This is a genomic window from Pseudomonas sp. MAG733B, assembly GCF_036884845.1.
GTDB lineage: Bacteria > Pseudomonadota > Gammaproteobacteria > Pseudomonadales > Pseudomonadaceae > Aquipseudomonas.
Map to the genome: position 1 here is coordinate 953,219 of NZ_CP145732.1, position 12,408 is coordinate 965,626.

Here is a 12,408-nt window from a genome sequence, read left to right on the forward strand (position 1 = left end):
CCCGCAGCACTTCAGGCGACCTGAGAAGGGTCGTCTGAAGACGGGGCCTTTCCGTTGAGAATCGAGTGAACCCATCGTGAAACTTTCACTGAAGGTGCTGACCTGTTTCGGCCTGCGCCCGATCACGGCAGGCCTGCTGATTTTGCCGGTGGGCTGCGCCGTTTTTGTCGTGTGGCAGGAGCGGCTTTTTCGTGAACAGTTCACCCGGGCATTACCGGCGATGGTCGCAGTTATCCCCGAGCCTGTCCGCGTGCCGCTGGATGCGACGGCGGTGGCAACGGTATTTGGACTGACCACAGACGACACTCCCCGAACCAGCGCCGAGCCCTTGACGTTGCAGGCCAGTTTTGTCGTCAGCAATGGTTTGTCCAGAGCACTGCTGGCCGATGCTCAAGGTTCGCGTTTGTACCAGGTCGGCGAGCGGTTGCCCGGCGGCAGCGTTCTGCGTCGCGTCGAGGCCAGCCAAGTGATGCTGTGGAACAAGGGGCGCGAAGAACTATTGACCCTTCAATCGCCTGCCGCGCGTTTTCTGCGCCGATTCGAATCTCCAACCGAGCCTCAAACTCCCGTTGTATCAGCGCGTTATCTACGCCCGTTTTCCGGGCCGTCAGAGTGATCAGACCATGAACAGCTTCACTGGCGCGCAGGCCTTGCGCTCCATGCTTCTTCTTGCCGTTCTGGCGACGGCAAGCTTTCCGGCTGCGCTGTCTGCAGCAGAAGAAAAATGGCAATTGGCGATGAACAACGCCGAGCTGCGCGACATCGTCGAGGAAATTTCCAGCATTCTCGGGACCACCGTGGTGCTCGATCCCAGAGTCTCCGGGCGCATCACGGTCATGTCTCGGCAAGCCCTCGATCGAGAGGGTGTTCGTCGTTTGTTTTACTCAGTGCTCGACGCCCATAACTTCACGGTGATCGACGAAGGTGACCGGATTCTGATCACGCCGGTGACCGAAGCCAAAACCCGCGCCGGCAACGGCCCGGCAAAAAACGCCACGCCTTCGCAGTTCGTCACCCGGGTCATCGAGCTGAATACCAGCAGCGCCACTGATATTGGCGGGCTGGTCAGGCCGCTGGTATCGGTTAATGGCTATGTCGGCCCGTCGGTGTCGGCCAATGCGCTGGTGGTCACCGACACGGCGGCTAATGTGCAACGAATCACTCAGGTGGTGCGCCAGCTGGATTCGGGGCAGGGCAACATGCACGCCGTGGTTCAACTGCTCCACGCCCAGGCCAGCGATGTGGCCCCGGTGATGGAAGCCTCACTGGGCAAACGCAATGCCGACAGTACGATCCAGGTATTGGCTGACAGCAGAACCAATCGCTTGATCTTCATCGGCCCGCCCGCAGTTCGCCACCGCCTGGCCGAACTGGCTCGCGGCCTCGATATTCCGACCACGGTGACACCTGACAATGCCCGGGTGATCCGCCTGCGTCACAGCGATGCCAAGCAGTTGGCCGAGATTCTGGAAAGCATGGGGCAGGGCAGAAAATCGGCTCCGAGCCTTGGCAGCAGCAAAGACACTGCGGCCGGCGCTACCTTCATGATCAAGGCCGACGAAAGCCAAAATGCGCTGGTGCTGATCGCCGAGCCGGCGCAGGTGCGAACCATCGAAAGCATCGTGCGTCAGTTGGACCAGCCTCGTGCGCAGGTGCTGATCCATGCCGCCATCGTCGAGATTTCCGGGGACATCGCCGAAGCCGTTGGTGTGCAATGGGGCCTGAACACCGGCGACGCGAAAGGCTTCATCAACTTCCCCGGCACCGACATCCCGATCGTCGGCGGCCTGACATTTGACGAGAACAAGTCGGCGCCGGAAGGCGCACTGCTGCGGCTGGGCAGCGACCGTTTCGGCGCGTTGATTTCGGCGCTGGCCAGCAACACCCACAGCAACCTGCTGTCCACGCCGAGCCTGTTGACCCTCGACAATCAGGAAGCGGAAATCATCGTCGGCCAGAACGTGCCGTTCAAAACCGGTTCCTACGCGACCAACAGCAGCGGTGCGGACAACCCGTTCACTACGGTCGAACGCAAGGACGTCGGCATCAGCCTGAAGATCAAGCCCTACATCAACGAAGGTTCGACGTTGCGCCTGGAGGTTGAGCAGGAAGTTTCGGACATTGCGCCGTCGGTTTCCGGTATCGATTCCTCCGACCTGATCACCAACAAGCGCGCGCTCAAGAGCACCATTCTGGCCGACGACGGCGAAATCATTGTCATCGGCGGCTTGATCCGGGACAGCGTGCGCTCGCAAAAAAGCGGCGTGCCGTTGCTGCGCGACATTCCCTACCTCGGCGCGCTGTTTCGCTGGACCCGCGACACCCAAACGAAAAGCAATCTGATGGTGTTCTTGCGGCCGACCATCGTGCGCAGCAAGGAAGACCTGGTCGACGTCAGCCAGCAGCGTTACAACGCGCTACGCGATTTGAGTCAGCAGGGCGCGGCGGGCAACAACTCGTTGCTGCTGCCAGCGGATGCACGCCGGTTGTTCGAGCCGGGTTCCGATGCGCCGGTGTTTGATCTGCGCCAGCCAATGCCCCATACGCCATGAACCACACGACCGTTTTTTACGAGCCACTGCCCTTCGGTTTCGCCCGGCGTTTCGGCGTGCTACTGGAGTGCGAGGGCGGGGATTGGAGCCTGGCGATGCGCGCCGATACGCCGCTCACGGCTCTGGCCGAAGCGCATCGGGTGTGCGGCCGGGCGCTGCCGTTGCGGCTGCTGTCAGCGGACGTGTTTGCCACGCGACTGGCCGCAGCCTACCGCGAAGGGCAGAGCGCCGCCGAACAGGTCGCTCAAGGGCTGGACGAAGAACTGGACCTGCTCAGCCTGGTGGATCAGGTGCCGCAAACCGCGGATCTGCTGGAGCAGCAGGGCGATGCGCCGATCATCCGCTTGATCAATGCGCTACTCAGCGAAGCCGTGCGTGAACAGGCCTCGGACGTGCACCTGGAAACCTTCGAGCAATACCTGTCGGTGCGCATGCGGGTCGATGGGCAATTGCGCGAAATGCTTCGGCCACGGCGTGAATTGGCGACGCTGCTGGTGTCGCGAATCAAGGTCATGGCGCGGCTGGATATCGCTGAAAAACGTGTGCCCCAGGATGGTCGGATAGCCCTGCGGTTGGCCGGGCATGAAGTCGACGTGCGGGTCTCGACCTTGCCCTCGGCTCACGGCGAACGAGTGGTCTTGCGCCTGCTCGATAAACAGGCCGGACGCCTGGAGTTGCAACGTCTGGGCATGCCGGAAGACACCCTCGCGGACCTGCGCCAACTCCTGGGCAAACCCCACGGCATTCTGCTGGTCACCGGCCCGACGGGTTCCGGCAAGACCACCAGTCTGTACGCCGCGCTGAGCAGCCTGAACGACCAGACCCGCAACATCCTGACGGTCGAAGACCCCATCGAATATCACTTGCCCGGCGTCGGGCAGATGCCGGTCAACCCGAAAGTCGACATGACTTTCGCCCGGGGTTTGCGGGCGATTCTGCGTCAGGACCCGGACGTGGTGATGGTCGGTGAGATCCGTGACCGCGAGACCGCGGAAATCGCCGTGCAGGCTTCGTTGACCGGCCATCTGGTGCTGTCGACGTTGCACACCAACAGCGCGGTTGGTGCGGTGACGCGTCTGGTGGACATGGGGGTGGATGCGTATCTGTTGGCATCGTCGCTGGTGGGCGTTTTGGCCCAGCGGTTGTTGCGTACTTTGTGCCCGCATTGCAAGGCACCGTACAGCGCTGGTGCGGCTGCCTGCCAGCGTCTGGGGCTCGACACTGGCGCGTCGTTGCAACTGTTCAGAGCGGTGGGTTGCGAACAGTGTCAGCACGGTTATCGCGGGCGGATCGGGATCTATGAATTGATCAGCGTGACGCCGGCCATCTCGGCGCTGATTCATCAGGGCGCCGGTGAGCAGGCATTGACCGCCGAGGCACGCAAGGTGTCGCGCAGCCTGTTTCAGGACGGCCGGCAACGGGTGATCGACGGGCAGACCAGCCTCGACGAGTTGCTGCGCGTGACGCGGGAGGACTGAGGCATGCCGACATTCGACTATCGCGCTGACGATGCTCAGGGTCGCCGGTGCAAGGGACAGCTGGAGGCCGACAGCGACCGTCATGCGCGGCAACTACTGCGTGAACGCGGCTTTTGGCCGCGCAGCGTGAGTGCGGTCCAGATCGCGGATGGTGTGAATGCACCGCGTGGCACCGGACGGTTGAGTGCCGCCGATCTGGCGCTGCTGACGTTGCAATTGTCGACGCTGGTACAGGCCGGTTTGCCGTTGGAGGAGGCGCTTGATGCCGTGGCAAAACAAAGTGCCAAACGGCGGGTCGCGGGCCTGCTGTCGGCGGTCAGAAGCCGGGTGATGGAAGGGCATGCTCTCGCCACGGCATTGGCGCAGTTTCCCAAGGCGTTCCCGGAGTTGTTCCGCGCCACCGTGGCTGCCGGGGAACGTTCCGGGCATCTGGGCCATGTGCTGGAACAACTGGCCGCCTACACCCAGGCCCGCCAGGCGTCACGGCAAAAGATCCAGATGGCCTTGGTGTATCCGCTGATCCTGATGCTGACCAGCGTGGTGATCGTCGGTTTTCTGCTCGGTTACGTGCTGCCGGACGTGGTGAAAATTTTCGTCGACAGCGGCCAGCCATTGCCGTGGTTGACCCGGGCGTTGATCAGCGCCAGTGACGGCCTGCGCAACCATGGTCTGTTGCTGCTCGGCGCGTTGGCGATGGTGGTTGGCCTTTGGCGCTGGAGTTTGCGTCAGCCGGTCTGGCGGCTGCGTTGGCATCGTCTGGTGCTCGATGTGCCGGTCTTTGGTGAAGTGCTGCGGGCGATGGAAGCCGCACGTTTCGCCAGCACCCTGGCGATCCTCGGCAAAAGTGCGGTGCCTTTGGTAGACGCGCTGGAGATCGCCGCCGCCGTGATAGGCAACCTGACCATTCGCGCGCGTATGGCCGATGTCGCCCGCTCGGTCCGCGAAGGGGGAACCCTGACCCGTGGCCTGGAACTCGGCGGCGACATTCCGCCGATGATGCTGCACATGATCGCCAGCGGCGAACGCGCCGGTGAGCTCGACCGGATGCTGGCCCGCGCCGCCGAGCAACAGGAAAGCAGCCTGGCCGCGCGTATCGCCCTGGTGGTGAGCCTGTTCGAGCCCGCCATGCTGGTGCTGATGGGCGGCGTGGTGCTGCTGATCGTCCTGGCCATCCTGCTTCCGATTCTCAGCCTCAACCAATTGGTGAATTGACCCATGAACACTCCCCGTCGCAGAACGTCCCAACGCGGTTTTACCCTGATTGAAATCATGGTGGTGGTGGTCATCATCGGCATTTTGGGGGCCATCGTGGTGCCGCAATTCATGAGCCGCCCCGACCAGGCTAAGGTCACCGCCGCCAAAGTCGACATCCAGGCCATCTCTACTGCGCTGGAGATGTATCGCCTCGACAACTTCCATTACCCCTCGACGCAACAGGGGCTGGAAGCCTTGAACAAACGCCCGTCCGGCCTGCCGGCGGCGCGGAGCTGGAACCCCAACGGCTACCTGAAAAGCCTGCCCGTGGACCCATGGAACACACCCTATCAATACCTCAATCCCGGCGTGAAATCGGCCGATGGCAGCTACGACTTGTATTCCCTCGGCTCCGACGGCGTGGTGGGCGGCGAAGGGCATGCGGCCGACATCGGCAACTGGGGCGGTTGATTCATGCGGTGTCGTTGTCGGGGGTTTACCTTGCTGGAACTGATGATCGTGATCGTGTTGATCGGCGTGCTGGTGGGCATGGTGAGTTTTGCCACCGGCATGAATCCTGCCCAACAGGCCCGACAAGAAGCAGCTGCTCTCGCCGGGGTGATTCGACAGTTACGTGAACGGGCGGTGCTTGAAGGCCAGGAATACGGCGTGCGATTGAGTGTCGACGGCTACCGGGCGATGCGCCTGGATGTGCGTGGCTGGGAGTCGCTCACGGCCCTTTATCGATGGCCCGATCACCTGCGGCTGCGTCTGAAGCACGATGGCTATTCCGTGACACTGGGCGCTGACGCAGGCCCGCCTCAGTTGCTGATGCTCAGCAGTGATGAAACCAGCACCTTCACGCTGACGTTCGAGACCCGGGACAGGATCTGGTCGAGCCTGTCCGCCGATGGCATCGGCGAGGTGGTGATCGATGGTTAGGCTGCAACGCACGCCCCAGATGGCCGGCTTCACCCTGCTGGAAATCATGGTGGCGCTGGCGATTTTCGCGACCCTGGCGACCGCTGTGTTGTCCGCCAGCCAATACGTGCTGAAGCAGTCTGTTGCCGTCGAGGAGCGACTATTCGCGGCGTGGGTGGCCGACAACCAATTGAACGAGTTGCGCCTGCAATCTGCTCCAGCCGATGGGCAATCGCAATACGCTGTGCACATGGCAGGTCGTGATTGGCTGCTGCGTGAGCGTATCAGTGCCACCCCTGAGCCGCGTTTGCAAAAAGTCGAGATGGAGGTCAGCCTGGCCAATCGCGACCAGCCCCTGCACCGCGCCAGCGGCTGGATACTCAACTCCGATGAATAGGCAAACCGGTTTCACCTTGCTGGAGCTGGTGATCGCCATTGCGATATTCGCCTTGCTGGGACTGGCCAGCTGGACGCTGTTCGAAGGCGTGATGCGCGTGCAACAAGGCAGCATGGCCCACGAACGTGAATTCAGAAACCTGCAACGTGCCATCGCGGTGGTCGAACGCGACTTGCTGCAGATCACGGAACAGGCACTCGTGTTGGAGCAGGCACAGCTGCAATGGCAACGCGGTAATTGGCGCAACCCGCTGGACCTGCCGCGTAGCGAGCGACAAACGCTGACCTATCGTCTCGACAACGGTGTGCTATGGCGAGACAGCCGGGCAGAAGGCTCGCCAATCGTGCAGCGGCAAAAACTGCTCGACGATGTTCGCGACTTGCGCTGGCGGCTGTTTGACGGTCGCACGGGTTGGCGTAGCGACTCGCCGACCGGGCAGAACACGCAGGCACCGCTGGCGGTGGAGATGCAGTTGTCGGCGGGACGTTACCAGGCAATTCGCCGGGTGATTTTGCTGCCAGGGGCGCTGCTATGAGAGCGCGCCAACGCGGTGTGGCGTTGGTCAGTGTGTTGCTGGTCATGAGCCTGGCGCTGTTGATCATCGGCGGGGTGCTGCGCAGTCATCGGCTGTTGCTGCAAAGCAGTGGGCAACAGCTACAGCAACTGCATCTGCGTCAACTCGGCATGGCCGGGGAAACCTGGGCTTTGTCATTGCTCAAGGCGCAGCAAAAAGACAGCGACCGGATACCTGATCCGGCCCCGGACTTCGATGTGGAAGACGCGCAAATCCACATCAACATCGAGGACCTTGCCGGGCGCTTCAATCTCAATTCCCTGTTGATTGAGGGGCAAACTGATCAGGTCACGCTCAAGCGCTGGGCGCGCTTGCTGGCGCTGCTTGAACTGCCGGATTTGCAACTGGAGCAAGTGGGCGCTTTGCGAGAGCTGAGTCAGTTGCGCCTGCTGCCCGGTGTTGACGGTGAACGCCTGCGTCGGCTGGAACCCTGGGTCGCGTTGTTGCCCGCAAGCGCCGCACTGAACATCAACACGGCCCCGGCGCTGATTTTGCGCACACTCGATGGCATCGAAGCAGTCGAGACGGATGCCCTGTTGCGCCAGCGCTCAACGGCGCCATGGCCGAGCGTTCAGGCTTTTACCCAAGACCCGTTGTTATCCGGCAAGGGCTTGAGCAGCCACGGCTTGGGCATCGACAGCCGTTGGTACCGGATCACAGTTCAGGTGACGCAGGGGCAGCGCCGTCTGCGTTTGGCCACTGATGTCGAACGCGATGCCAAGACACGCCAATGGAACATCCTGCAACGACGCGTTCTGCCGTCGAACAGCAACGAGATCGCGCAATGAAAAACTGGCTCTACCTGACGGCCGACGGCTTGGGCACCGTGACGTCCGACTGGCCCTGCTGCATGTGGTCACCGACCGGTCATCGACAGCGCATGCCACTGCAGCAAGCGGCGCAAGCGTTGAACGGGCAAGCAGTGGATCTGCTGTTGCCCATGGAACTATGCAGCTGGTTGCGCAGCGAACCGTGGCCTTCCCGGCGTCGACCCGATAGCCAAACCATTGCGTTCGCGGTTGAGGAACAATTGAGCGAACCACTGGAGAAGCTGCACCTATGCGTCGGCGCTCGCGATGCGCAGGGACGCTATCCGGTAGTGGTGATTGATCGAAAGCGATTTGCGAGCGTGCTTGAATTGTTGGCCGGGGCGGGCATTGAAGTACGCTCGGTTTACGTCGATGCCGATGTGTTGCCATCCGGTCAGCCGTTAGCTGTCTGGTGGTTCGGTCGATGGCTGCTGGGTGGCGGGTTATCCGCGCGCCTGACGCTGATGGAAGACGAGGTGGCCTTGCTCAGGCCGGGCTTGTCGCAGGATATCCAGTGGCGCGACGAGCGTCAGGACACTGTCGGGTCCGACCAGTGGCTCAACGGTACTCACGAGCACGCAATCGATCTGTTGCAAGGTGATTTTGCCCCCCGCCGAAAACGCCTGCCGTGGCGCCTCGGTGGCATGGCGATGTTGATGGTGTTGCTGCTGACTTGGGGAGCGAGTGAAACGCGCATCCGATTTCTCGAACATGAAAGTCGTCAGCTTTACAGCCGCAGCGAGCAACAGTTCAAGACGCTCTACCCGGAGCAGACCCGCATCGTTGATCTCGCGGCGCAACTCAAAACCCTGCAAAGCCAAGGTTCGGAGCCGCAGGGCGGTCGTATCGCCGGTTTGGTCAACCTGGTCGAGCATGTCATCGGCGCCAGCAACGTCGAGGTCCAGCGCATCGAATTTCGTGAAGGCGATGGCTGGAAAATCCAGCTGACCGCCAATAGTTTTGCCGAGCTGGAACTGCTGCGTGAACGTGGACGACAGCAAGGCATCGCAGTGCGGCTCGACAGCTCTAACAAGGACCGCGACCGAGTGCAGGCAACCCTGTCCGTGGAGCAAGGCACATGAAGTTGATGGAATTGAAATCGGTGGTCGTGAAGTTTCAGCGTCTGTCCCTGCGCGAGCAGCGACTGCTGCTGGCGCTGGGTGTTTTTGTTCTGAGCGTTATGGCATTCGCGCTGATCTGGCAGCCGACGCAACAACGGTTGGCGACAGCCGAGCGCCAATATCAGCAGCAACTGGCACTGGCCGCGCAACTGCAACAGGCGCGACCGCGCAGCCATATTCCGCATCCGGTCGACCAGCCACTGTCATTGCGTATCAGCGAAAGCGTACTAACGGCGGGACTTGAACTGCATCAGATGGACAGCGACAACGAACTGCTGCGCCTGACCCTCAGCGGCGACGCCATGGCATTGCTGCCATGGCTGGACCGTATTGAAAGCGAGGGCATTGCCCTGCAATCACTGACCCTGGAAAAACGTGACGCGGTGCTGGAGGCGCGGGTGGTGCTCAGATAGTCGTGCCGCTTCCCGGCAGTGGCGGCAACTTCGCCAGTTTCAACGCCACCAGCAGCGCTACCACCAGCAATGACCCGATGAACAGACCGATGCCATTCCAGCCACCCAGGTGCCAGAACACGCCGCCCGCCGTACCGGCGATGCTCCCCCCGGCGTAGTAGCTGAACAGGTACAAGGACGATGCCTGGCCCTTGGCTTTGGTGGCGCGGCGGCCGATCCAGCTGCTCGCCACCGAGTGGGCGCCGAAGAAGCCGAAGGTGAAGATCAGCATGCCGATGATCACCAGCGGCAACGGTGTGAACATCGTCAGGGCGAGGCCGCTGATCATCAGCGCGATGGTGCTCCAAAGCACTTTTCGGCGGCCGAGTCGGTCGGCCAGCGAGCCGATTTTCGCCGAGCTGTAGATGCCCGACAGGTACACCACTGAAAGCAATCCGACGAAAGCCTGTTCCATGTGATACGGCTCGGCCAGCAAGCGATAGCCGATGTAGTTGAACAGCGTGACGAACGCACCCATCAACACAAAGGCTTCGAGGAACAGCAGCGGCAGACCGGCATCGCGAAAGTGCATGGTGAACCCGTCAACCAGACTGCGCGGGTGCAGCGAGCGGGGGCGGAAGTTGCGCGATTCGGGGAGGATTTTCCAGAACACCGCTGCCGCAATCAGCGCCAGGCCACCGATCACCAGCATCGCCGTGTGCCAGCTGACGAAGTCGATCAACACGCCGGTGATCAAGCGACCGCTCATCCCGCCAATCGCGTTGCCGCCGATGTACAGACCCATCGCCAGGCCGATGTGCTGCGGGTGAATTTCTTCGCTCAAATAGGTCATCGCCACCGCTGCCAGACCGCTCAGCGACAACCCGATCAGCGCACGCATCGCGAGCACGCCGTGCCAGCTCGGCATCATCGCGCTGGCCATGGTGCACAGTGCAGCGGCGAACAGTGCCGCCACCATCACCGGTTTACGCCCGATGCGGTCGGAGATCGGACCGGTGATCAACAGGCCGATGGCAAGCATGCCGGTAGCGATAGACAGGATCAGGCTGCTTTGCGCCGCGTTGATGGAATATTCGTGGGACAGCAGCGGCATCATCGGCTGCACGCAGTAGAGCAGGGCGAACGTCGCGAAGCCGCCGCAGAATAACGCCAGCACCGTGCGCATGAACGCCGGTGTGCCTTTTTCGATGTAGATCTCCGCCAGCTCAGCGACGACATCGCCTTGTGCGACGGGTGGAACTTCATGGGCGAGTGGGGCGACAGCAGTTTTCACGGGGGACCTCGGAGGAGCGCGGCCGGTCAGGCAATGAAAAAAGCATATAGCCGGCTAATGATTCAATCCAATATATTGTTCGACCTGTTTGATAGCTTTTACGACCTAATGGGGTTTTCATGGAATTGCGTCATCTGCGCTACTTCATCGCCGTCGCCGAAGAACTGCATTTCGGCCGCGCCGCACAGGTGCTGGGCATCTCTCAGCCGCCGCTGAGCCAGCAGATTCAGGCGCTGGAGCAGGAAGTCGGCGCGCGTTTGTTCGAGCGTACCAATCGTCGGGTCGAACTGAGCGAGGCCGGTCGGCTGTTCCTCGAAGAGGCGCGGCTGGTGCTGGCGCAGGTCGACAAAGCGGCGGATGTAGCGCGGCGGGCGCAACTGGGTGAGCTGGGCGAACTGAAAATCGGCTTCACCTCGTCGGCACCATTCAACTCGACCATTCCCCAGGCGATTTTTTCGTTTCGCCAGCGCTTCCCGGCGGTGCATCTGAACCTGCGGGAGATGAGCAGCACCCAGGTGGCCGATGCGCTGGTGGACGAGTCGATCGAGGTCGGCATCATGCGCCCGCTCGGGTTGCCGGATTGCCTTAGCGTGGTCGAGTTGATGCGCGAACCGTTGGTCGCCGTTCTCAGTTCCAAGCATCCCTTGGTCAACGGCAGTGAAGAGGGGTTGTTCCTGTCCGCGCTGGCCCTCGAACCCTTCGTGTTTTTCCCGCGCAGTTACGGCAGTGGGCTTTATGCACAATTGCTGAGCCTGGCCCGAGATGCCGGTTTCAGCCCGCACTTCGCTCAAGAGGCGGGCGAGGCGATGACCATTATCGGTTTGGTGGCAGCGGGGCTAGGTGTATCGGTGCTGCCGGCGTCTTATCAGCGGATGCGCATTGATGGCGTGGTCTATCGGCCATTGCTTGACCCCGCGGCGGTGTCGGCGGTGTGGCTGGTGCAGCGCAAGGATCAGAAGTCGGCGATGGCCAAAGCGTTTGTGGAGTTGTTGACGAGGAAGGTCGAGCCATTGAAACCGTGACGGCTGCGCAGCCAATCGCGAGCAGGCTCGCTCCTACAGGGTTGCGTGGTGGAAACACGATGTTCGCCACACCACCAACCCACTGTAGGAGCGAGCCTGCTCGCGAAAGCCTCCGAGAGAACGATGAAGACATTTCAAGTAACGGATTCGGCTTAGGGGCTGGTCCGAAACTTAAGCAGAATCGATTTCTTTCGGCGAGTGCCATGGATGCCACTTCTATACCAACCAAGGGAAGGCAGCGTTTTGATTTGTGATTTCAGGGGCTATGAATTGCCTGAAATGGTCAAGGTCAGGCCTGTCGTCGTGATTCGCAAACACCGAACCAACAGCTTATTGGTAACGGTCGTACCGCTTAGTACTACCGCTCCGGCTCAAATGCTTGAACACCATCTGGAGCTTCCAAATCATCTGCATGGAGCCAGTCCGACTTGTTGGGCAAAATGCGACATGGTCGCCACTGTGTGTCTTGCCAGGCTCGACCGGATCAAGAGCAGAGATCGTCGGGGTAAGCGTACTTTCGTTATTTCACAACTTGAAATAGACGAGTTTGTTGCGATCAAGGTCGCAGTGCGTAAGGCTTTGGGTCTATAGAGGTTGCAAACATGATCAACTGGGCCAGCTGCCACCTGTTGTTTGCAGAATGAATTCGGACAA

General features: G+C 61.2%; 14 protein-coding genes. 13 read left to right on the plus strand and 1 reads right to left on the minus strand.

Features of this window, described 5'->3' with window-relative positions:
- Positions 1–76 precede the first annotated feature (76 nt).
- The 11 genes from V6Z53_RS04385 to gspM are packed head-to-tail and all read left to right on the plus strand — an operon-like array spanning position 77 to position 9,459.
- The gene (locus V6Z53_RS04385) at positions 77–616 is read left to right on the plus strand and encodes a type II secretion system protein N (protein WP_338584316.1); all 540 of its coding nucleotides are present in this window, start codon (positions 77–79) and stop codon (positions 614–616) included.
- 7 nt (positions 617–623) lie between these two features.
- Positions 624–2,552 carry a type II secretion system secretin GspD gene (gene gspD, locus V6Z53_RS04390; protein WP_338584317.1) on the plus strand — a complete coding sequence of 643 codons (1,929 nt, stop codon included), beginning with the start codon at positions 624–626 and terminating at the stop codon, positions 2,550–2,552.
- The gene (gspE, locus tag V6Z53_RS04395) at positions 2,549–4,030 is read left to right on the plus strand and encodes a type II secretion system ATPase GspE (protein ID WP_338584319.1); all 1,482 of its coding nucleotides are present in this window, start codon (positions 2,549–2,551) and stop codon (positions 4,028–4,030) included. Before gspD ends, gspE begins: the two co-directional genes overlap by 4 nt.
- 3 nt (positions 4,031–4,033) lie before the next feature.
- Positions 4,034–5,242 carry a type II secretion system inner membrane protein GspF gene (gene gspF / locus V6Z53_RS04400; protein WP_338584320.1) on the plus strand — a complete coding sequence of 403 codons (1,209 nt, stop codon included), beginning with the start codon at positions 4,034–4,036 and terminating at the stop codon, positions 5,240–5,242.
- A gap of 3 nt (positions 5,243–5,245) precedes the next feature.
- Positions 5,246–5,695 carry a type II secretion system major pseudopilin GspG gene (gene gspG / locus V6Z53_RS04405; protein ID WP_338584321.1) on the plus strand — a complete coding sequence of 150 codons (450 nt, stop codon included), beginning with the start codon at positions 5,246–5,248 and terminating at the stop codon, positions 5,693–5,695.
- A 3-nt stretch (positions 5,696–5,698) separates the two neighbouring features.
- On the plus strand, positions 5,699–6,166 hold the full coding sequence (gspH, locus tag V6Z53_RS04410; RefSeq protein ID WP_338584322.1) for a type II secretion system minor pseudopilin GspH: 468 nt from the start codon (positions 5,699–5,701) through the stop codon (positions 6,164–6,166).
- On the plus strand, positions 6,159–6,542 hold the full coding sequence (gene gspI / locus V6Z53_RS04415) for a type II secretion system minor pseudopilin GspI (RefSeq protein ID WP_338584323.1): 384 nt from the start codon (positions 6,159–6,161) through the stop codon (positions 6,540–6,542). Before gspH ends, gspI begins: the two co-directional genes overlap by 8 nt.
- A complete protein-coding gene (locus tag V6Z53_RS04420) occupies positions 6,535–7,077 on the plus strand; it encodes a type II secretion system protein GspJ (protein ID WP_338584324.1) in 543 nt (180 codons plus the stop codon). The genes gspI and V6Z53_RS04420 overlap by 8 nt, the downstream gene beginning before the upstream one ends.
- Entirely contained in the window at positions 7,074–7,904 is an 831-nt protein-coding gene (locus V6Z53_RS04425) for a type II secretion system protein GspK (protein WP_338584325.1), read from the plus strand. Before V6Z53_RS04420 ends, V6Z53_RS04425 begins: the two co-directional genes overlap by 4 nt.
- Entirely contained in the window at positions 7,901–9,007 is a 1,107-nt protein-coding gene (gene gspL / locus V6Z53_RS04430) for a type II secretion system protein GspL (protein ID WP_338584326.1), read from the plus strand. Before V6Z53_RS04425 ends, gspL begins: the two co-directional genes overlap by 4 nt.
- Positions 9,004–9,459, plus strand: coding sequence for a type II secretion system protein GspM (gene gspM, locus V6Z53_RS04435; protein WP_338584327.1), 456 nt, complete (start codon positions 9,004–9,006; stop codon positions 9,457–9,459). The genes gspL and gspM overlap by 4 nt, the downstream gene beginning before the upstream one ends.
- On the opposite strand, the gene V6Z53_RS04440 is transcribed toward gspM, so the two are convergent.
- Entirely contained in the window at positions 9,452–10,732 is a 1,281-nt protein-coding gene (locus V6Z53_RS04440; protein WP_338584328.1) for an MFS transporter, read from the minus strand. The genes gspM and V6Z53_RS04440 overlap by 8 nt on opposite strands.
- A gap of 119 nt (positions 10,733–10,851) precedes the next feature.
- Between V6Z53_RS04440 and V6Z53_RS04445 the strand changes: the two genes are divergently transcribed.
- Both V6Z53_RS04445 and V6Z53_RS04450 read left to right on the plus strand, forming a co-directional pair.
- Positions 10,852–11,754, plus strand: coding sequence for a LysR substrate-binding domain-containing protein (locus V6Z53_RS04445; RefSeq protein ID WP_338584329.1), 903 nt, complete (start codon positions 10,852–10,854; stop codon positions 11,752–11,754).
- Positions 11,755–12,033: 279 nt separating this feature from the next.
- Positions 12,034–12,345 carry a type II toxin-antitoxin system PemK/MazF family toxin gene (locus V6Z53_RS04450; protein ID WP_338586446.1) on the plus strand — a complete coding sequence of 104 codons (312 nt, stop codon included), beginning with the start codon at positions 12,034–12,036 and terminating at the stop codon, positions 12,343–12,345.
- The last annotated feature ends 63 nt before the right edge of the window (positions 12,346–12,408 follow it).

Excerpts from the sequence above, each read along its gene's own strand:
- gspD (WP_338584317.1), top strand. The coding sequence starts at position 624 with ATGAACAGCTTCACTGGCGCGCAGGCCTTGCGCTCCATGCTTCTTCTT.
- gspE (WP_338584319.1), top strand. The coding sequence starts at position 2,549 with ATGAACCACACGACCGTTTTTTACGAGCCACTGCCCTTCGGTTTCGCC.
- gspF (WP_338584320.1), top strand. The coding sequence starts at position 4,034 with ATGCCGACATTCGACTATCGCGCTGACGATGCTCAGGGTCGCCGGTGC.
- gspG (WP_338584321.1), top strand. The coding sequence starts at position 5,246 with ATGAACACTCCCCGTCGCAGAACGTCCCAACGCGGTTTTACCCTGATT.
- gspH (WP_338584322.1), top strand. The coding sequence starts at position 5,699 with ATGCGGTGTCGTTGTCGGGGGTTTACCTTGCTGGAACTGATGATCGTG.
- gspI (WP_338584323.1), top strand. The coding sequence starts at position 6,159 with ATGGTTAGGCTGCAACGCACGCCCCAGATGGCCGGCTTCACCCTGCTG.
- V6Z53_RS04420 (WP_338584324.1), top strand. The coding sequence starts at position 6,535 with ATGAATAGGCAAACCGGTTTCACCTTGCTGGAGCTGGTGATCGCCATT.
- V6Z53_RS04425 (WP_338584325.1), top strand. The coding sequence starts at position 7,074 with ATGAGAGCGCGCCAACGCGGTGTGGCGTTGGTCAGTGTGTTGCTGGTC.
- gspL (WP_338584326.1), top strand. The coding sequence starts at position 7,901 with ATGAAAAACTGGCTCTACCTGACGGCCGACGGCTTGGGCACCGTGACG.
- gspM (WP_338584327.1), top strand. The coding sequence starts at position 9,004 with ATGAAGTTGATGGAATTGAAATCGGTGGTCGTGAAGTTTCAGCGTCTG.
- V6Z53_RS04445 (WP_338584329.1), top strand. The coding sequence starts at position 10,852 with ATGGAATTGCGTCATCTGCGCTACTTCATCGCCGTCGCCGAAGAACTG.
- V6Z53_RS04450 (WP_338586446.1), top strand. The coding sequence starts at position 12,034 with ATGGTCAAGGTCAGGCCTGTCGTCGTGATTCGCAAACACCGAACCAAC.